The sequence below is a fragment of the Paraburkholderia sp. Cy-641 genome (assembly GCF_011752945.1).
Lineage (GTDB): Bacteria > Pseudomonadota > Gammaproteobacteria > Burkholderiales > Burkholderiaceae > Paraburkholderia.
Genome location: NZ_VWWM01000072.1, coordinates 18,642 through 35,565 on the forward strand (window position 1 = coordinate 18,642; position 16,924 = coordinate 35,565).

The 16,924-nt window shown below is 68.9% G+C and carries 15 protein-coding genes and 1 pseudogene; 4 read left to right on the plus strand and 12 right to left on the minus strand.

The genetic code is table 11. From position 1 onward, the window contains the following. Window positions 1-92: 92 nt before the first annotated feature. The 3 genes from tkt (at window position 93) to rpe (ending at window position 4,274) form a co-directional block, all read left to right on the plus strand. Window positions 93-2,294 carry a transketolase gene (tkt, locus tag F3J20_RS28085; RefSeq protein WP_167285477.1) on the plus strand — a complete coding sequence of 734 codons (2,202 nt, stop codon included), beginning with the start codon at window positions 93-95 and terminating at the stop codon, window positions 2,292-2,294. Between the two features lie 152 nt (window positions 2,295-2,446). Beyond that, window positions 2,447-3,484: a class II fructose-bisphosphate aldolase gene (fba, locus tag F3J20_RS28090; protein WP_167039435.1), complete on the plus strand. Its 1,038-nt coding sequence runs from the start codon at window positions 2,447-2,449 to the stop codon at window positions 3,482-3,484. An 82-nt stretch (window positions 3,485-3,566) separates the two neighbouring features. Continuing rightward, complete coding sequence (gene rpe, locus F3J20_RS28095; protein WP_167285478.1) at window positions 3,567-4,274, plus strand: ribulose-phosphate 3-epimerase; 708 nt, start codon at window positions 3,567-3,569, stop codon at window positions 4,272-4,274. Between the two features lie 80 nt (window positions 4,275-4,354). Here the strand turns inward: rpe and F3J20_RS28100 are convergent, their stop codons facing one another. From F3J20_RS28100 to F3J20_RS28110, 3 genes are read right to left on the minus strand one after another with little or no spacing between them, the layout of a single operon-like run. Continuing rightward, a complete protein-coding gene (locus tag F3J20_RS28100) occupies window positions 4,355-5,737 on the minus strand; it encodes a DUF6513 domain-containing protein (protein ID WP_167285479.1) in 1,383 nt (460 codons plus the stop codon). Beyond that, the gene (locus F3J20_RS28105) at window positions 5,716-6,360 is read right to left on the minus strand and encodes a flavoprotein (protein ID WP_167285480.1); all 645 of its coding nucleotides are present in this window, start codon (window positions 6,358-6,360) and stop codon (window positions 5,716-5,718) included. The genes F3J20_RS28100 and F3J20_RS28105 overlap by 22 nt, the downstream gene beginning before the upstream one ends. A gap of 3 nt (window positions 6,361-6,363) precedes the next feature. Then, complete coding sequence (locus F3J20_RS28110; protein WP_167039442.1) at window positions 6,364-8,463, minus strand: sigma-54-dependent Fis family transcriptional regulator; 2,100 nt, start codon at window positions 8,461-8,463, stop codon at window positions 6,364-6,366. A 375-nt stretch (window positions 8,464-8,838) separates the two neighbouring features. Between F3J20_RS28110 and F3J20_RS28115 the strand changes: the two genes are divergently transcribed. Continuing rightward, a complete protein-coding gene (locus tag F3J20_RS28115; RefSeq protein ID WP_167285481.1) occupies window positions 8,839-9,369 on the plus strand; it encodes a dihydroneopterin aldolase in 531 nt (176 codons plus the stop codon). Between the two features lie 233 nt (window positions 9,370-9,602). Here the strand turns inward: F3J20_RS28115 and F3J20_RS28120 are convergent, their stop codons facing one another. The 9 genes and pseudogenes from F3J20_RS28120 to F3J20_RS28155 all read right to left on the minus strand — a co-directional run. After that, window positions 9,603-10,046: a hypothetical protein gene (locus F3J20_RS28120; protein ID WP_205299395.1), complete on the minus strand. Its 444-nt coding sequence runs from the start codon at window positions 10,044-10,046 to the stop codon at window positions 9,603-9,605. Between the two features lie 274 nt (window positions 10,047-10,320). After that, window positions 10,321-10,830 carry a formaldehyde-activating enzyme gene (fae, locus tag F3J20_RS28125; protein ID WP_167285482.1) on the minus strand — a complete coding sequence of 170 codons (510 nt, stop codon included), beginning with the start codon at window positions 10,828-10,830 and terminating at the stop codon, window positions 10,321-10,323. Window positions 10,831-10,967: 137 nt separating this feature from the next. Next, window positions 10,968-11,891: a triphosphoribosyl-dephospho-CoA synthase gene (locus F3J20_RS28130; RefSeq protein ID WP_167285483.1), complete on the minus strand. Its 924-nt coding sequence runs from the start codon at window positions 11,889-11,891 to the stop codon at window positions 10,968-10,970. Next, a complete protein-coding gene (locus F3J20_RS32465) occupies window positions 11,888-12,022 on the minus strand; it encodes a hypothetical protein (RefSeq protein ID WP_275691490.1) in 135 nt (44 codons plus the stop codon). Before F3J20_RS32465 ends, F3J20_RS28130 begins: the two co-directional genes overlap by 4 nt. 23 nt (window positions 12,023-12,045) lie before the next feature. Continuing rightward, on the minus strand, window positions 12,046-13,062 hold the full coding sequence (locus tag F3J20_RS28135) for a RimK family alpha-L-glutamate ligase (protein WP_240162938.1): 1,017 nt from the start codon (window positions 13,060-13,062) through the stop codon (window positions 12,046-12,048). Next, window positions 13,059-14,099 (minus strand): methenyltetrahydromethanopterin cyclohydrolase, encoded by a 1,041-nt coding sequence (mch, locus tag F3J20_RS28140; RefSeq protein ID WP_167285484.1) that lies wholly within the window; start codon window positions 14,097-14,099, stop codon window positions 13,059-13,061. Before mch ends, F3J20_RS28135 begins: the two co-directional genes overlap by 4 nt. Further along, a complete protein-coding gene (locus F3J20_RS28145; protein ID WP_240162939.1) occupies window positions 14,074-15,519 on the minus strand; it encodes an ATP-grasp domain-containing protein in 1,446 nt (481 codons plus the stop codon). The genes mch and F3J20_RS28145 overlap by 26 nt, the downstream gene beginning before the upstream one ends. A 12-nt stretch (window positions 15,520-15,531) precedes the next feature. Beyond that, the gene (locus F3J20_RS28150; RefSeq protein WP_167285485.1) at window positions 15,532-16,458 is read right to left on the minus strand and encodes an NAD(P)-dependent methylenetetrahydromethanopterin dehydrogenase; all 927 of its coding nucleotides are present in this window, start codon (window positions 16,456-16,458) and stop codon (window positions 15,532-15,534) included. 192 nt (window positions 16,459-16,650) lie between these two features. Beyond that, window positions 16,651-16,924 (minus strand): annotated as a pseudogene (locus F3J20_RS28155) (beta-ribofuranosylaminobenzene 5'-phosphate synthase); the annotation flags it as partial.

Consider the following 16,924-nt stretch of genomic DNA (forward strand, 5'->3'; position numbering starts at 1 on the left):
CCGATGCGTGCTTGAAGTCCGAACCGAATGCGGCTGCCGCGCGCCGGCCCCACGCCGGCGCAGCCCGTGTTCATTTCGCAAGGAGAGATTCGATGAGTGCCGCCGCGCAACCCTCTATTGCCTCTGTCGCCGCCCCGGCCGCTTCCTCGGCCACCGGCCCGATGGCCGACGCGCTGCGCATGCTCGCGATCGACGCCGTCGAAGCGGCGAAATCGGGCCATCCAGGCATGCCGCTCGGCATGGCCGAGATTGCCGTCGCGCTGTGGAGCCGGCATCTGAAACACAATCCGCGCAACCCGGCCTGGCCTGATCGCGACCGCTTCATCCTGTCCAACGGACACGGCTCGATGCTGCTGTACGCGCTGTTGCATCTGAGCGGCTACGACCTGCCGATCGACGAGTTGAAGCGCTTTCGCCAGCTGCATGGCAAGACGCCGGGGCATCCCGAGGTGGGCGTCACGCCGGGCGTCGAAACGACCACCGGGCCGCTTGGCCAGGGGCTCGCGAACGGCGTCGGCATGGCGCTCGCCGAGGCGCTGCTCGCACGCGAATTCAACCGGCCCGGGCATCGGATCGTCGATCACCGCACTTATGTGTTCGTGGGCGACGGCTGTCTGATGGAAGGCATCTCGCACGAAGCGGCATCGCTCGCGGGCACGCTGCAGCTCGACAAGCTCACGGTGCTTTACGACGACAACGGCATTTCGATCGACGGTCATGTCGCGCAGTGGTTCGCCGACGATACGCCCGCGCGCTTCGAGGCCTACGGCTGGCACGTCGTGCGCGAGGTGGACGGCCACGACGTCGAGGCCGTCGATCGCGCGTTGCGGCAGGCGCGTGGCGCCGGCCGCCCGACGCTGATCTGCTGCCGCACGGTAATCGGCCAGGGCGCGCCGTCGAAGGCCGGCACCCATGACGTGCACGGCGCGCCGCTCGGCGCCGACGAGGTCGCGCGCACGCGCCTCGCGCTCGGCTGGCCGCATGCGCCGTTCGTGATTCCGCACGAAATCCGCGCGCAGTTCGACGCAAGCGCGCGCGGTGCCGCCGACGAAGCCGGGTGGCGCGAGCGCTTCGAGGCGTATCGCCGGCACTATCCGGACGAGGCCGCCGAGTTCGAGCGGCGTGTGCGCAACGAGTTACCCGCGCAGTGGCGCGACGCGGTGCGCGCGCTGCTGCGCGATGCCGATGGCGCGGCCGCCACGCTCGCGACGCGCAAGGCCTCGCAGCAGGCCATCGCCGCGCTCGCGCGCAGCTTGCCGGAAATGCTCGGCGGCTCGGCCGACCTGACCGGCTCGAACCTGACCGACTGGCCGGGCGCGGTCGAGGTCGGCTGCGATGCCAGCGATGGCAACGGAAGCGATGGCAACGGAAGCGATAGCAGCGGAAACGTCGGCAACGGAAACGGCGGCGGCCTGCGCGGCGGCAACTACGTGCACTACGGCGTACGCGAATTCGGCATGAGCGCGATGCTGAACGGCATCGCGCTGCATCGCGGCTATCTGCCGTTCGGCGGCACGTTCCTCACGTTCTCCGACTATTCGCGCAACGCGCTGCGCATGGCCGCGCTGATGAAGACGCGCTCGATCTTCGTCTTCACGCACGATTCGATCGGCCTCGGCGAAGACGGTCCGACTCATCAGGCGGTCGAACATGCCGCGAGCCTCAGGCTGATTCCCGGGCTCGACGTATGGCGTCCGTGCGACACGGTTGAGACCGCGCAGGCGTGGGTCAGCGCGGTCGAACGCCCGGGGCCGTCGTGTTTGCTGCTGAGCCGGCAGAACCTGCCGTTCGTCACGCGTTCGGGCGAGCAGATCGCCGCGATTGCGCAGGGCGGTTATGTGCTGCGCGACTGGCCGGGTGATATGTTGCAAGCGCCGGGCGAGCAAGCGGCGCAAGCCGTCGCACAACCCGCACAACCCGCACAACCCGCACAACCCGTCGCTCGGATCGTGCTGATCGCGACCGGCTCCGAAGTCGCGCTTGCGCTCGATGCCGTCGCACCGCTCGCCGCCGCCGGCATCGCCGCGCGTGTCGTGTCGATGCCGTCGACGACCGTGTTCGACCGCCAGCCGCGCGCATGGCGCGACGCGGTGCTGCCGCCGGACGTGCCGCGCGTCGCGGTCGAAGCGGGCGTGCGCGCGTTCTGGCGGCAATACGTGGGGCTCGACGGCGGCGTGGTCGGCATCGATACGTTCGGCGAATCGGCGCCGGCCGCCGCGTTGTTCGAGCATTTCGGGCTGACCACGCAGGCGGTGGTGGACGAAGCGCGGCGCGTTGTGGGCGCGACACGCTGAGCATCGGGCGCGGAGCCCGAAGCGCCGAGTCCTAATCATCGAGCCCTGAGCATCGAGTCCCAAGCACCGAGTCATAGGCACCGAGTCATAGGCACCGAGCCCCCATTGCGTCCCCGATCCGCTTTCATCTTTTGAGTCCTGAGGAGTGAATCATGGCCTTCATCACCCTGCGGCAACTGCTGGATCACGCGGCCGAACACGACTACGGCGTGCCCGCGTTCAACGTCAACAACATGGAGCAGATTCACGCGATCATGCGGGCCGCCGAGGCTACCGGCAGCCCGGTGATCCTGCAGGCGTCGGCGGGCGCGCGCAAATACGCGGGCGAGCCGTATCTGCGTCATCTGGTGCTCGCGGCGATCGAGGCGCATCCGGACATTCCGCTCGTGCTGCATCAGGATCACGGCGCGAGCCCGGCCGTGTGCCAGCAGGCGATCCGCTCGGGCTTCACGTCGGTGATGATGGACGGCTCGCTGCTGCCCGACCAGAAAACGCCCGCCGCCTACGACTACAACGTCGAGGTAAGCCGCCGCGTGGTGGATGCCGCGCATGCGGTCGGCGTATCGGTCGAGGGCGAACTGGGCTGCCTCGGTTCGCTCGAAACCGGCACCGCCGGCGAGGAAGACGGCGTCGGCGCAGAAGGCCGGCTCACGCACGCGGACCTGCTGACCGATCCCGACGAGGCGCGCCGTTTCGTCGACGCGACCGGCGTCGATGCGCTCGCGATCGCAATCGGCACCTCGCACGGCGCGTACAAGTTCAGCCGCGAGCCGACCGGCGATATTCTCGCGATCGACCGCATCGCCGACATTCACGCGCGCGTGCCGAACACGCACCTCGTGATGCACGGCTCGTCGTCGGTGCCGCAGGAATGGCTCGCGGTGATCCGCGAATACGGTGGCGAGATTCCGGCCACCTATGGCGTGCCAGTCGAGGAAATCCGCCGCGGCATCGCGAATGGCGTGCGCAAGGTCAACATCGACACCGACATCCGGCTCGCGATGAGCGGCGCGTTGCGCAAGTCGCTCGCGAATGCGCGCGCCGAGTTCGACCCGCGCGCGGCATTGAAGGCGGCCACGGCGGCGGCCAGCGCGATCTGCGTCGAGCGTTTCGAGGCATTCGGTTGCGCAGGGCAGGCCGCGCGCATCAAGCCGCTGCCGCTCGATGCGATGGCGCACCGCTACCACTGAGCCACGCTCAGGAAAAAACGCGGGAAAACGCGGGAAAAACTAGGGAAAACGAACCAACACGAGGAAAACGAGGGAGAACGCGATGCGCGAATTCCTGATTGCTCCGTCGCTGCTGTCGGCGGATTTTGCCCGGCTCGCCGATGAGATTCGCGACGTGAGCGCGGCCGGCGCGGACTGGATTCATCTCGACGTGATGGATCACCACTACGTGCCGAACCTCACGGTCGGGCCGCTCGTCTGCGAGGCGATCCGGCCTTATACGACGCTGCCGTTCGACGTGCATCTGATGACCACGCCGGTCGATCCGCTCGTCGCGATGTTTGCCGAGGCCGGCGCGAACCTCATCAGCTTTCATCCGGAAGCGACGCTGCATGTGCACCGGACCATCGAGCTGATCCGCTCACACGGCGCGCAAGCCGGGCTCGCGTTGAATCCGGCCACGCCGCTCGCGGTGCTCGATCATCTGCTCGACATGCTCGACGTCGTGCTCGTGATGTCGGTCAACCCGGGCTTCGGCGGCCAGGCGTTTATCGAGGCGACGCTCGGCAAGCTGCGGCTATTGCGCCCGCGCGTCGACGCGGCGATGCAGCGCACCGGCAGGCCGATTCTGATCGAAGTGGACGGCGGGGTGAAGGTGTCGAATATTGCGCGGATCGCCGAGGCGGGTGCCGACGTGTTCGTCGCCGGCTCGGCGGTGTTCGGCGCGGACGATCGCGCGCAGGCGATTCGCGGCCTGCGCGCGGAACTGGCGACTGTCGAGGAACGGGTGGGTATCGCGGTGCCGCAATGACCGCGGCGCTTCGGGTGCGCGCTTCAGACCCGCTGTCGGTCCGCTCCAGGTCCACTCATCAGCGCGTTCGCCGCGGTTTTTCAGCGCTTCTTCATCGTCTCCCCCGGCGCGCACCACACGCCGAGGTCTTCCTCAGCCCGCTCGACCGCGCAGCCCCAGTCGAGCGGCTGGTCCTGATCGAAGCGCTTGCCGAGCCGCCACGCGATTTCCGCGCGTGCGAGCTGCACGCCCATATAGAACGCGTGGCCGCCGTCGTTCTCGAGATTCAGTTGCGGATACAGCGCGAACGGATCGTCGCCGCGCCGATGGCCGTCGCGGTTGTAGACGTGAATGCCCTCGGCACTGACCTGCACGCGGAAATTCGGATCGCGCACGCCGTGCGCAAGCTCGTCGATTTCCGCGGCGCTATACGGAAACGGGCGCTTCGCGTGAACCGTCGCGAGATCGCCGTTGATGCCTTTCGGCAGCACCTGCGCGTCGCGCGCGGCATGCATCACGCGGCGCGCGACGTCGGCTTCGCGCAGCGCGCGCCGCGCATGCAGACTCACCGAGGTCGTGAGCACCGCGCCGATGCGCAATTCGGCCGCCATGCCGAGCAGCACCGCGTTGATGCCGCTCGTGTCGGCTTCGGTCAGCTCGGTCACGTTGCCGATGCCCATCATGATCGCGATGTCGGGATAGCGCTCGCGCAGCCGCACGTAACGCGCGACCGAGGCGGCGAGGCCGAACGGAATCGGGTCGAGAATCGGGTCGGCGAGAAACGCGCGGCCGCGCGCCCCCAGTGCCTCGATCGCGGCATCGAGCGAGACTGGGTCACCCGGTTCGCGCGCGACGAGGATCGGCGTGGCCGGCACTTCGTCGGCGATCCAGAGCGTGTCGAGATTCAGGCTCATCAGATAGTCGGCGCCCGCGCGGCCGCCGCGCAGCAGTTCGTCGCTACGCATCGAATCGACGCTGACGCGATAGCCTTCGGCCTTCAGGCGCCGCACCGCGTCTTCGAGATGCGGAAACGGCGTGTCCGGCAGGCAGCCGATGTCGATCACGTCCGCGCCCTGGCTCGCATACGCGCGAGCACGCGCGGCGATGCCGTCGAGATCGAGACGCGGCGCGTCGACGATCTCCGCAAAAATCTCGGTGTCGTAGCGGCTCAGATCGAACGGCTTCGCCTTGTGGCCGAAGAACTGCGGCAGGTCCTTGACCTCGTCGGGGCCGCGCTCGAACGGCACGCCGTAGTGCGCGCTCAGCGTATCGAGATCGCCGCGGCAACGGCCCGGCACGATCACGCGTTGTGCGGCGAGCGGCGCGGGCACTCTGCGGCGGATCATGTCGGCCGTCATCAGCGCGGCGACCTGCAGGCCGATCTCGCGCACTTCCCAACTGAACGGCGTCGGCGCCATGCCGTCGAGCACGCGTAGCAGGCTCGGTTCGGCAAGCCGGCCGGTCAGGAAGAGGATGTGGTCCATGCGAGGTCGAGAGTCGCGAGGCGTTGAGCGAGCGCCGCTTCGAGTTCGCCGAGCGAGCGCGCGAGCGTCGTGTATTCGAAGCGCGCGAGACGCTCGACGTTGTCGAGTTCGATCGCCCGTGGACGCAATTCGACCCATTCGTTCGGGCTATGCGTAATCACGCTCGGTTCTGTGTCGCATGCAAAGACGATGCCGGGGATGCACTGCTTGCCGGCCTGCGCGTACATGTTGGTCGGCAGCGTGTCGGAGATGCCGTACGCGCATTTGGCGACCGTGTTGCTGGTGGCGGGCGCGATCACGACCGTGTGATAGACGCCGTGATAGAGCATGCCGACCGGCACGCCGCTCGCACTGTTGTCGCGCAGCACGCGAAATTTTTCGCGCAGTTTGTCGAGTGGCCAGCCGTAGAGCGGCAGTACTTCCTCGGCTGCCGCCGATAAAAAAAGATCGACGCCGGGCAGGCGCAGCGCGAGCGCGATCGACTCTTCGAGCAGATGGCCCGAGCCGGTCACGCACCACGCGAAGCGCGCGTCCGGCTTGAAGTCGGCGAGATCGCGCGCGGGCTCGTGAGGGGACTGGCTGGCGGACTCGCCTGGGTTCGGGCGTGCGGGCGGTCGCGTCATGCGTCATGCGTCGAGATCGAGCGGCATGCCGTCGGGCGGCGAGCCTTCGTGCGAAAGCCGGATATGCAGCCGGCGCATCTTGCGGTACAGCGTGTTGCGGCTGATGCCGAGCGCCTTCGCGACGTTGCTGACGTTCCAGCGATGCTCGTCGAGCAGCGACAGCACGGTTTCGCGCTCATTCAGCTGGATCGCGTTGAGCGTCGAGAGGTCGGTGTCGTCGGCCAGATGCGCGTCCATGTCGGCGGTGGCGAGGCGCAGCGCGGTCGGCATGTCGATGGCCGAGGTGCGTTGTGTGACCTCGGGCGGCAGATGCTCGCAACGGATCGGCTGGCCGTCGGAGAGTGCCACTGCCATTTGCAGCACGTGCCGCAACTGGCGGATGTTGCCGGGCCATGCGTAGGCCAGCAGCGCCTGTTCGGCTTCGGGCGTCAGTTCGGGCGGCTCGCCGGTTTCGTTGGCGAGCAGGTGGTGGATCAGCGGCAGCTTGTCGACGCGCTCGCGCAGCGCCGGCAGATTCAGTTCGACGCCCTTGAGCCGGTAATAGAGGTCTTCGCGGAATTGCCCGCTCTGCACGAGTTCGAGCAGATTGCGGTGGCTCGCGCTGATGAGCTGGAAATTGACCTTGACCGTGGTTTCGGCGCCGAGCGGCGTCACTTCGTGTTCTTCGATCACGCGCAGCAGGCGCGCCTGCAACACAAGCGGCATGTCGCCGATCTCGTCGAGAAACAGCGTGCCGCCGTTGGCCTGCACGATCTTGCCGCGCCGTCCCTCGCGCTGCGCGCCCGTAAACGCGCCGGCGCGATAGCCGAACAGTTCGCTCTCGATCAGGTTCTCCGGCAGCGACGCGCAGTTGACCGGCACGAACGGGCCGTCGGCATGCGGGCTGATGCTGTGCAGCGCCTGCGCGAACACTTCCTTGCCGGTGCCGGTCTGGCCGCGCAGCACGATCGGAATCTTGCGCTGGATCACGCGCGCGCCGAGCTGGATCTGCGAGGCCATGCGCGGATCGCCGAATTCGAGGTGGGCGATTTCGTCGAGCTTCGGCGCCGCCGCATGGTGCCGGTCGGCCGCGCTGCTGCCATTGCTGCCGTTGCCGCTCGCGGCGTGGCTGCCTTGACTGCCGCGGGACGCCGGCGCGCTATCGGGCGCGAGCACGCGCGCGACGCGCCCGGTGCTGTTCTGCGGCGTCTGCGCGACGAGGAAAAAGCGGTTCGTCGCGTTGGCGCTATAGACGGTGACTGGATGGAACGAGCCGCGAATGCTGCGCGCGATCATGTCTTCGAGCGAGGCGTTGAAGGCTTCCTCGATGCGCCGTCCGCGCAACTCGCTGAGCGAGCGGAAGCCGAGCTGGAACAGGGCGCTGCGATTCGCGGCGAGCACGGTGCTGTCGTCGGCGACCGCGAGCTTGCCGCCGTGCAGCGTGCCGACGAATTCCGGGCGGCTGTGGAAGTGGATCATGTTGGCGTGCCGGTAGCGCGCGTCGAGCAGACGGTTTTCGATCATCTGCCGCGACATGCCGACGAGCACGAGCGAATGCTGTTGCAGCAGCTTCGAGCGGCTCGTGACGTCGAGCACGCCGGCGATCTCGCCGCTGTCGTCGAAGATCGGCGCGGCCGAGCAGGTGAGCGAGGTATAGCGCGGATAGAAATGCTCGTGCTGGCAGACCGCGATGCAGTCGCGCTCGGCGAGGCAGGTGCCCATGCCGTTGGTGCCGGCTTCGCGCTCGCTCCAGAGCGCGCCGACGCGAAAGCCGTCGTCGGCGACCGCTTCGGCGAACGGCACCGAGGACACCTGATGAACGATCACGCCGCCCGAATCGACGAGCACGACCGCGAGCTCGGGATCGGCCAGCTGCTGATAGAGCGTCGTCATTTCGAGCTTCGAGCAGGCGATCAGATCGCCGAGCGCCTCGCGGCGCGCGCTGAGTTCGTACTGCGTAAGGACGGGCGGTGGAACGAAACGGGACGGGTCCAGCTGGAATTCGTTAATGCAGCGCGTCCACGACTGGGCGACGGAGTCGCTCGTGGGGCGCGTGGTCAATTGATGATTGACCACATTCAGCACTTCTCGGACATGCGTATCGCTGTCAGCGAGCAACGACATGGGGTTTGTCTCCGTTGCGCCATGTCGGGTGCCCTCAGTGCCGCACACACCGCGAATGCCGCTTTATCAAGTCTGTCATCCCCTGGCGCCGCGGAATCTTGCGTTCGCATGCGCCTCGCGACCGGCCCTTTTTTCAGGCGGGTATTTAAAACTTTACGCCCGATGCCGGTTTGGTTCAACCGGAACTCGCACTGAGTTGCCGCAGCGCGCCCGGAATTTGCTTTTCCTGCTCCATTGCCTCATGCATGACCGCGCCGGCAGGGCGAAGGCAGATGCCTGTGGCAACTTCGGCACACAGTGTGCCGCCCGCCGTGCCGCTGTTCCCGGCACGCCATGCAACCCTTGGGCCAAGTCGCACAGGAGTGCCAATCCATCATGGACCGTCTCGATACCGTTCGTCTGAGCGCTTTTTCCAGTGCTTTCGCGCATGATCTCTCGCCCGCCTTTGCCGGGGAAAGTACGGCTGCGCGCGCGTTGCCCGAGCGCATGGACATCGTGTTCATCGAAAACTTCATAGGACAGACGATCATCGGCATCGACAGCGGCGAGTTGCACGTGGCCCAGCCGGTGCGCGTGAATCTCGCGATCGGCGTGCCGGCGATCCGCGCATGCGCGACGGATCGCATCGAGGACACGGTCAACTACGCCGCGGTGCGCGATGCACTGCTCGCGCTATTCGAGACGCATCGCGTGCGTCTGCTCGAAGCGCTTGCCGAGACGATCGCGCAATTGCTGATCGCCGATTTCGGCGCGCACTGGGTGCGCGTCTCGCTGGCAAAGCCCGCAAAATTCGACGACGTCGCGGCGGTCGGCGTGCAGATCGAGCGGCGGCGCGGCGATGCTTCGGCAGCGGGCGCGGGCGTGGCCGGCTATGCGTCGCTCGGCGCGGGGCTCGTGCCGCGTTGAGCGGCGCCGCGGCTTCGCCGCGCTTTTCGCCTCGCTCTTTAGCTCACTTCGCCGCCGTCGGCGTTTTTTGCAGGCTTAGCTGCGCTTCGCCGTTGTCGACGTTTGCTGCAGAGCTTGCCTCACTTCGCCGTTGTCGACGTTTGCTGCAGAGCTTGCCTCACTTCGCCGTTGTCGACGTTTGCTGCAGACCTTGCTTCATTTCGCCGTTGTCGGTGTTTTCCGCAGACCTTGCCTCATTTTGCCGCCGTCGGCGTTTTTTGCAGACCCAGGCCGCAGGCCTGGTACGCATTCGTCTGCAGGTCGCGGAACCGCTTCGTCTGCGACTTCGCATGATCGACGCGGAATTCCGCACCGCCTTCGCCGCCGAGCGTCGCGTACTTCGAGAACGTCGACTGGTCGACGAATTCGTCGTACGGCAAGGCCGCGGCCATCTTGTCGATCACGCACGAGCACTTGTAGACGTTGGCGAAATCGTGGCCGTTGTCGTCCATGCAACCTAGCACGTACTCCACGCGGCCCTGGGTCGGATAGTCGTAGCCGCCCGTCTGCGCGGAAGCGCGGGGCGCGGCGTTCTGCGCCGAGGCGGGCGAGGCCGCCAGCGCCAGGCAGGCGACGACGGCGGCGGCAACGGTAAGGACTGAAGTAACGACTTGCAGCGCGCGACAGCTTATGGTCATGTCATGCCTCTGGGAAAGCATTGAACCCGCTTCACGAACCGGCGCGCCGCATGCGGATGCGCGACGGTGCGCCGGTTCGTGAAGCGACCGGATGCAGCGAGGAGACGGGACTGCCGATAGGGTTGCCAATCGGGCTGCCAACCGGACCGCCGAGGGGCCACCAATCGGGTCACCAGGCGGGCCACCAGCAACGCCGCCGATGACACACCATGAACGGCACGCCGACGGCACCCCGGCGCTAGCGGCCACGCGTCTCCCGTGCGGGCGCGCGCCGTCAGTTCGGCGCGAACGGATGCGCGACGCTGCTCTTCTTCGCGACCACTTCAGCGGCGCTCGGCTCGCCGTTGACCGCGCGCTGGATCGCCTCGCGCGTCGCCTTGTAGTTGAACTCCTGGATCTTCCTGTCGTCGTCGGCCTGCCAGTGAATGAAGACGCCGACGCAGAGGAACAGGTCGTCGGCTTCGTCCTTCGGGATCGTGCCGTCCTCGACGCTGTCGGCGACCGCGAGCGCCACCGCGTGCTGGGCCGGCCCGAACATCTGCACGGCCTGCTTGGCGCCCTTGATCGTCACCTTGTTGAACAGGATCGTGTTCGGCTTGGCGAGCAGATTGGGCGCGACGACGGCGAGCAGCGAGGTGAAGCCATCCTTGTTGTTGGTGAGGGCGTTGCAGAACGCGGTTTCCGCAGCCGAACCTCGCGGTCCGATCAGCAAGTCGATGTGCGCGACCTCGTTGCCGTCGCCGACCAGCGACTCTCCGACCATGACGCGGTTGATCTTGGCCATTCTGTTCCTCCAATTGAGTAGGTATGGACCTGCTGACAGGATGCCGCCCGCGCTCGTCCGGACAGGGCGCCGCATGGCGTGCAGGGATGCACGGCGGTACTAACTAACAGGTTCCGTGCCAGATCGCGCCCGCCCGCTCAGGTGCCGCGCGCGCCGTGCGTGACGTGAGCTGCGGGGCCCGCTTCGATGCAGCGCGCGACGAATAACGTGGCCACGGCGAGGTCCGCGCTGGTGCCGGGGTTGATTGCGCGCGCCTTCAGTTGGGCATCCCAGGCATCGAGTTCGGCGTCGGCCGGTGTGCGGCGCGTGGCGGGCGGGGTTTGCCGCCGGCGCGCGTGCTGCTCGCGTGCCGCAAGCGTGACACTCTGCGCCAGCGCGAGCCCGTGCTTGCGCACAATGTGAGAGTCGGGCCAGCCGCCGAGAAACGCGAGGAACACGTTGAGCATCGCCACCTCGGGTGCATCGGCCGGCGCTGCGCGGCAGGCGGCGAGGCCGGTGTCGAAGATATCCGCGAAACCGTTGGCGTATTGCCGCGCGATGCTGTCGCGCTCGCTCGCGAGCCGCATTGCGTCGCGCAGGCCGAGCGTCGGCGGCGCGTGGACCGATTGCTCGGGCGCGTCGCCGAGGCCGCCCGGATTGGCGAGCGCGATCGCGCGATAGGCGAGGCGCGCGTCGTCGATGTCGAGCCGTTCCAGCACGCGCTCGGCGGCGTCTCGCCAGGCGCGTGCCGAGGGCGCGGGGCCGGTTTCGTCGAGTGCCGCCGCAAGCGGCGCGACCAGCAGCACGATGCCGAGATTCGTATTGCATCCGGCCGCCGCGTGCGTGCGCGTGACCGCATCGAGAATGCGCTGGCCGACGCGCGCGCCGCGCGAGAACAGCGCGTCGAGCGAGGCGTGCGCGCTGGCGAGAAACTGCGCCGCGGTCATGCCGTGTCCGGCGCTTTGCACGCTGACGTTGCCGGGCTTCGGCGTGGTCACGTCGAGCGTGCAGGCTGCGAGGAAAGCCTCGCGGGCGCGCTCGAAGGGGGGCGTACCGGGTTCGGGCACGGGCGGCGGATTCATGCGCGCGGCCCGGCGATGAGGTACGCATGCAGGGCGCGGAGCGGCGCGCGGGCATGGCCGGGTTGCGGCGCGGCCACGTCGAACGTGCCGGTATGACGCTCCAGCATGGGGATCAGGCGCATCGCGCTCATGCTCGTCGTTTCTCCTACGCGGCCTACGCGGCGCCCGGCAGTCCAACCGCGGCGCTTGCTACGTGTTCCGCGCTGTCCTCGGCCTGCCCGCTCGCGCGCCGCGGCACGGCCGCCAGCTTGCGATCGAGCAGATCGTCGACGAGCGCCGCCGCGATGTCGAACCGCGTGACCGACTGCAAGCCGCGCCATGCGGCCACGCCGTTGACTTCGAGCACGAGCGGCCGCGCCGCATCGTCGGGATTGGGGATCAGGTCCACGCCCGCATAGTCGAGCCCGAGCGCGGCGGCGGCTTGCACGGCCGTGCGCGCGAGCAGCGGATCGAGTTCGGCGGGCTCGCATGTCGCGCCCTGCGCGAAGTTATGAATCCAGCCCTTGCCGCCGACGCGCCGCATCGCCGCGACGGCGCGGCCGCCGATCACGAGCACGCGCCAGTCGAAGCCGGGCCGTCCGCCGGCCACATAACGCTGCAGATAAGCGACCTGCCGGTAAGGCGTGAGCGACGGCAGCGGCGCGAGCACGCCACGCCGCGCGCCGAGCCGCTTGAGGCCATGCCCCTGCGAGCCGAACAGCGGCTTGAGCACGACCTCGCGGCCGGCGGCGGCCTCGCGCATCAGCACGCGTTGCGCGAAGGCGGCCGATTCGCCGGCCCACGTGGCCGGCGTCGGCACGCCCGCGCGATGCAGCAGGAAGCTCGTCATCGACTTGTCGACGCTGCGCTCGATCGCGCGCGCGTCGTTGTAGACCGGCACGCCCGATTCGCGCAGCGCGTGCAGGATGCCGAGCCGCAACGTCACCTGCTCGAAGGTGCCGCCCGCGATGCCGCGCACGAACACCGCGTCGGGCAGGGCGTGGCCGAAGCCCGGCACGACGAGCCCGTGCGGCTGCCAGGTGGTGTCGATGCGGCAGTCGGCGAGATCGACGCAACGCGCGTCGGCGCCGCGCGCGCGGAACGCTTTTTTCAGGCGGCCGGTGTGCCAGCCGGTTTCGTCGGTCATGATCGCGACGCGCAGGTTCGGCGGCATCTCGTGAGCGAGGCTCATGACGCGACGGCCTGGCCGCCCCACTGGTTTTGCAGCAGGGCGCTGTCGAGCCGCCCGCCGTGATAGGTCGCGCCGCTTTCGAGGCTGCTGACCCACACCTCGGCGGGCGCGAAGAGCGCCGGGTCGATCTGGTAGAAGTCGAAACTGAACGACGTGAAGATGTCCGCGAACGGGCGGCCGTAGTCGCGCGAACTGGCCGCGGGCAGTTGCTCGGCGAGGCGCCGCGCGACCTCGTCGTGCCGCACGGTCAGATGCACGCGGCCGCCATAGAGGATCGCGTCGTTGGTGCGGCCCATCGCCTGAATGCCGTCCGGCGCGGGCGGCGGCAGCGGCGCCGAGCCCGCGCCCTCGACGATCTCGTCGAGCGGCACGCCGAGCACGTGCACCTTGTGCAGCGCGACTTCGACGACGCGCGCCACCACCTGTACCGTTCCCGCGACAGAGTGCGTCGGCGTGACGATCAGCGTCAGATGGTCGGGCGAGAGGCCGCAATCGTGCAGCACCTTGTCGATCACGACCTGCGGCGGCAGGCGGTCCACTTCGAGCACGAGCGCGCCGCGCGCGTGGCGGTCGCGATAGCCGAGTTCGGCGAAGAGCGGCTCCTTGACGGCCAGCGCGCGCGCGGGACCGGAGCCGAGCGAGAAGAATTTCTTGCCGCCGGTCTGCTCTTTGGTCGCCGCGAGGCTCCACCCCGCGTACTGGCTGCCGAGACAGGCCAGCACCGGCGCGGACGTGCTCACGTCGAGCATGGTCGGCCAGAGCGGGGCGGTGTCGAAGTTCGCGCGCACCGCGACGCGGCCGAGTCCGCCCATGCAGATGCGCGCGATCAGCACGCCCGCTTCGATGCCGCCGCGCGCGGCGACGCCGGCGTCCGCGATCACGGTGCCGGCGTCGGTGCGCGCGATGGCGACGCCGAGGCGAGGGGCGTGGTCGACGAGGCGGGCGACGAGGCGCTCGCTCAGTGCGTTGACGCTCGGCGGCGCGTCGGGTGGAGCCGCGTGCGGGGGGGCGTCAGGAGTGGCAGTGGATGAAGGCATAGTCGGGTTCGTCGCAGGTTTCGATTCGTTGGACGACGCGCGCATGCTGCGCGTCGAGCGCGCGCCGCACCGCATCCAGCGACGCCGCGCGCGCGAGCAGCGTGCAGACGGGCTGCCCCGCCTCGATGCGGGTGCCGGGCATCGGCACGTCGCGGCAGTGGGGATCGTCGAAGCAGGCGTCGGAGAATGCCGCCGACGCGGTGAACGACACGGGCGCGAACAGCACCTGCTGGCCGGCCCGCCAGCGCGGCTCGCGCGCGAGCGCGAGGCTCGCGTCCGACGGCGCGCGGCCGTGGCGGCACGCGTCGAGATGGCCGGCGAGCAGGCCGCGCGGCCAGGCATCGGGCGAAGCGGTTTCGTAGAGCGCCATCGTCGCGGAAGGGCGCGCGTTGATTTCGAGCACCTCGAACGCGCTGCCGTCGAACAGAAAGTCGCAACTGTTGAGGCCGACGAGACCCGTGCGTGCGCACAGCGCGTCGAGTGCCTGCTGGATGCGCGCGGCAGCGGGCGGCGGCATTTCGATCGGGCCGAGCGAGCCGGCATGCACGAAGCGCAGGTCGCCGATCGCACAGACGAGCTGCTCGGCGAAACCGAGCAGATGCGCACGGCCGCCCGCGCCGATGAATAGCGCCGACAGCGGCTGGCCGTTGCCGAGGCGCTGGAAATAGCCGTGTTCTGCAGGGGCTGAGCGTGGCTGCGGGGCGAACGCGGTTGCGTGGGGTGCGGCTTGGGGTATAGCTTGGGGGGCGGCGTGGGGCATAGCTTGAGGCACAGCTTGAGGCACAGCGGCGGAAGTCGCCTCGGCAGCCACCGCCGCCGCCGGTCTGATATGCGTGCCGCCGCAGCCGTCCGCAAGCTTGAAGAGCCACCCGTCGGCTTGCTCAGGCCGCTCGAACGACACCGCCGGATGCGCGATCCCCAACGCGTCGAGCAGCGCGAAGAAACGGCGCGGCTCGCGTACCGCCGCGATCGTTTCGGCATCGTTGCCGAGCAGACGGGGCAGGCCGGGTTCGCGGCATAGCGGCGCCATTAGCGGTTCGAGCCCGCTGCCGCCGATCCAGCCGAGCAGGTGCGGCAGCCGCGCGATGCGCGTGAGCGCATCGACGAGCCGCGCGCGATCGAGCGCCAATGCGCCGCCATTCGCGCCGTCGCCTGCATCGTCATTCGTGCCGCCGTTTGCATTGCCACCCGCACCGCCGCTTGCACCGCCATCCGCTCCGCCGCCTGCACTGCCTCCCGCACCAACATCGAACCAGCACTCGGCGGCCGCGCGCGTGTCGCGGTCGCCGAAGATATCGAGCGCGGCGACGCGCCAGCCCGCGCGTGTCGCGGACTGCGCGAGCAGGCGCGCCGACAGCCCCGCGACCGCGACGAACGGCGCGGGCGCATGGGCGGGCGAGGGCGGCCGGCGCAGCTTCATGGCGGCGAGCGCTCAGCCGAGCCCGGCCGCGACCGCGCGGGCTTCGTCGTACGCCTGCGCAAAGCCGAGATAGACCGGCTTGCCGCCCGTGCGCATGCGCATGAAGAGCCGGTGCTCGACCTGATACTTGACGTTGCCGATCGCCAACGCGCCGATGCCGATTGCGCCCGCGTTCGGCACGCCGTCGATCGGCTTGCCGTCGTTCATCACGTTGACGCCGGCAATGCCTTCGGGCGGCACCGCGTTGACGTCGGCGGCGACGAGCAGGCGCTTCGCATGCGCGAGATCGCCGCTGCCGATCACCTGCACGCCCGCGACGGCGGTGGCGAGCACGATCTCGGTCTCGGCGAGCGCGTCGCGCAGTTCGTCCGGCGTCGCGGTGCCGATGCCGCCGGTGACGATGCCGAAGCGCTGGTTCAGTTCGGCCGAGGCGTGCAGCGCGCGCTGGCGGTCGTGGTGGCTCGCGATCGTCACGTCGGCGCCGCGCGAGGCAGCGATCGCCGCCGCGATGCGCCCGACCGCGCCGGTGCCGCCGAGAATCAGCACGCGCTTGCCGCCGAGTTCCACGCCGTGCTGCTTGCCGAGATGCCGCTCGACCAGCGCGACGAGCGCGGCGGCGGTCGTGTACGAGCCGCTCGGATCGGCGAACACCGAGACCTCGAACGGCGGGACCATCGCGCGGCGCGCGGTGTCGAGCATGTCGGCGGCTTGCATCACATCGCGTCCGCCGATGAAGATGCCGGTGCGCGATACGCCTTTCGGGCCGCGCGAAAAGATCGCGTCCTGGGTCAGGTTCGCGACCATGCCGGCCTCGACGCCGCAATACGGCACGATGACCTGATAGCCGGCGTCGGCGGCCATGTTGACGTCGAACGGACTCATCTGCGGCGTGGCCGTGAACATGTGCAGGATGTAGGGCCTTTCAATGGTTTCTGACATGACGAGGGCTCGTTTCAGTGGCAATTTCGTGGACGGCGCGGTGTCGGGCGTGACAGCGCGCGCGATATGGGGCGTGGCGGCAGCGCACAGGCCCGGTTGGCGGCGCGTACACCGCGCTCGATGGCAGCGGAGACGCCACCTGGACCGGCAGCACCACCGGCCCTCCGGCGCGTAGCGTGCACAGTGCGCGCATCATGCGGCGTCGATGCGCGGCGCATGCGCGTCGGCCTCGCGGATCGCCGCGCCGCTATTGCGGCCCGCGACAATGGCGCATTCGAGGTGCGGCATGCCGCCTGCCGCCGCGCGCGCGGTGGCGAGCGCGGCGTCGGCCTCGCGGGCATTGGCGAGGATCGCGAAGCCGGTCGGTCCCCACGACGTCTGACCGATGCCGGCGACGCGTTCGGCCGCGACCGCGCGCAGCACGCGTTCGACGTCGGGGCTCGCGAACACGCCGCCTTGCGCGCTC

What these genes read in the sequence shown, in the direction of transcription:
- tkt (WP_167285477.1), top strand. Translation starts at nt 93, where the DNA reads ATGAGTGCCGCCGCGCAACCCTCTATTGCCTCTGTCGCCGCCCCGGCC.
- fba (WP_167039435.1), top strand. Translation starts at nt 2,447, where the DNA reads ATGGCCTTCATCACCCTGCGGCAACTGCTGGATCACGCGGCCGAACAC.
- rpe (WP_167285478.1), top strand. Translation starts at nt 3,567, where the DNA reads ATGCGCGAATTCCTGATTGCTCCGTCGCTGCTGTCGGCGGATTTTGCC.
- F3J20_RS28100 (WP_167285479.1), bottom strand. Translation starts at nt 5,737, where the DNA reads ATGGACCACATCCTCTTCCTGACCGGCCGGCTTGCCGAACCGAGCCTG.
- F3J20_RS28105 (WP_167285480.1), bottom strand. Translation starts at nt 6,360, where the DNA reads ATGACGCGACCGCCCGCACGCCCGAACCCAGGCGAGTCCGCCAGCCAG.
- F3J20_RS28110 (WP_167039442.1), bottom strand. Translation starts at nt 8,463, where the DNA reads ATGTCGTTGCTCGCTGACAGCGATACGCATGTCCGAGAAGTGCTGAAT.
- F3J20_RS28115 (WP_167285481.1), top strand. Translation starts at nt 8,839, where the DNA reads ATGGACCGTCTCGATACCGTTCGTCTGAGCGCTTTTTCCAGTGCTTTC.
- F3J20_RS28120 (WP_205299395.1), bottom strand. Translation starts at nt 10,046, where the DNA reads ATGACCATAAGCTGTCGCGCGCTGCAAGTCGTTACTTCAGTCCTTACC.
- fae (WP_167285482.1), bottom strand. Translation starts at nt 10,830, where the DNA reads ATGGCCAAGATCAACCGCGTCATGGTCGGAGAGTCGCTGGTCGGCGAC.
- F3J20_RS28130 (WP_167285483.1), bottom strand. Translation starts at nt 11,891, where the DNA reads ATGAATCCGCCGCCCGTGCCCGAACCCGGTACGCCCCCCTTCGAGCGC.
- F3J20_RS32465 (WP_275691490.1), bottom strand. Translation starts at nt 12,022, where the DNA reads ATGAGCGCGATGCGCCTGATCCCCATGCTGGAGCGTCATACCGGCACG.
- F3J20_RS28135 (WP_240162938.1), bottom strand. Translation starts at nt 13,062, where the DNA reads ATGAGCCTCGCTCACGAGATGCCGCCGAACCTGCGCGTCGCGATCATG.
- mch (WP_167285484.1), bottom strand. Translation starts at nt 14,099, where the DNA reads ATGCCTTCATCCACTGCCACTCCTGACGCCCCCCCGCACGCGGCTCCA.
- F3J20_RS28145 (WP_240162939.1), bottom strand. Translation starts at nt 15,519, where the DNA reads ATGAAGCTGCGCCGGCCGCCCTCGCCCGCCCATGCGCCCGCGCCGTTC.
- F3J20_RS28150 (WP_167285485.1), bottom strand. Translation starts at nt 16,458, where the DNA reads ATGTCAGAAACCATTGAAAGGCCCTACATCCTGCACATGTTCACGGCC.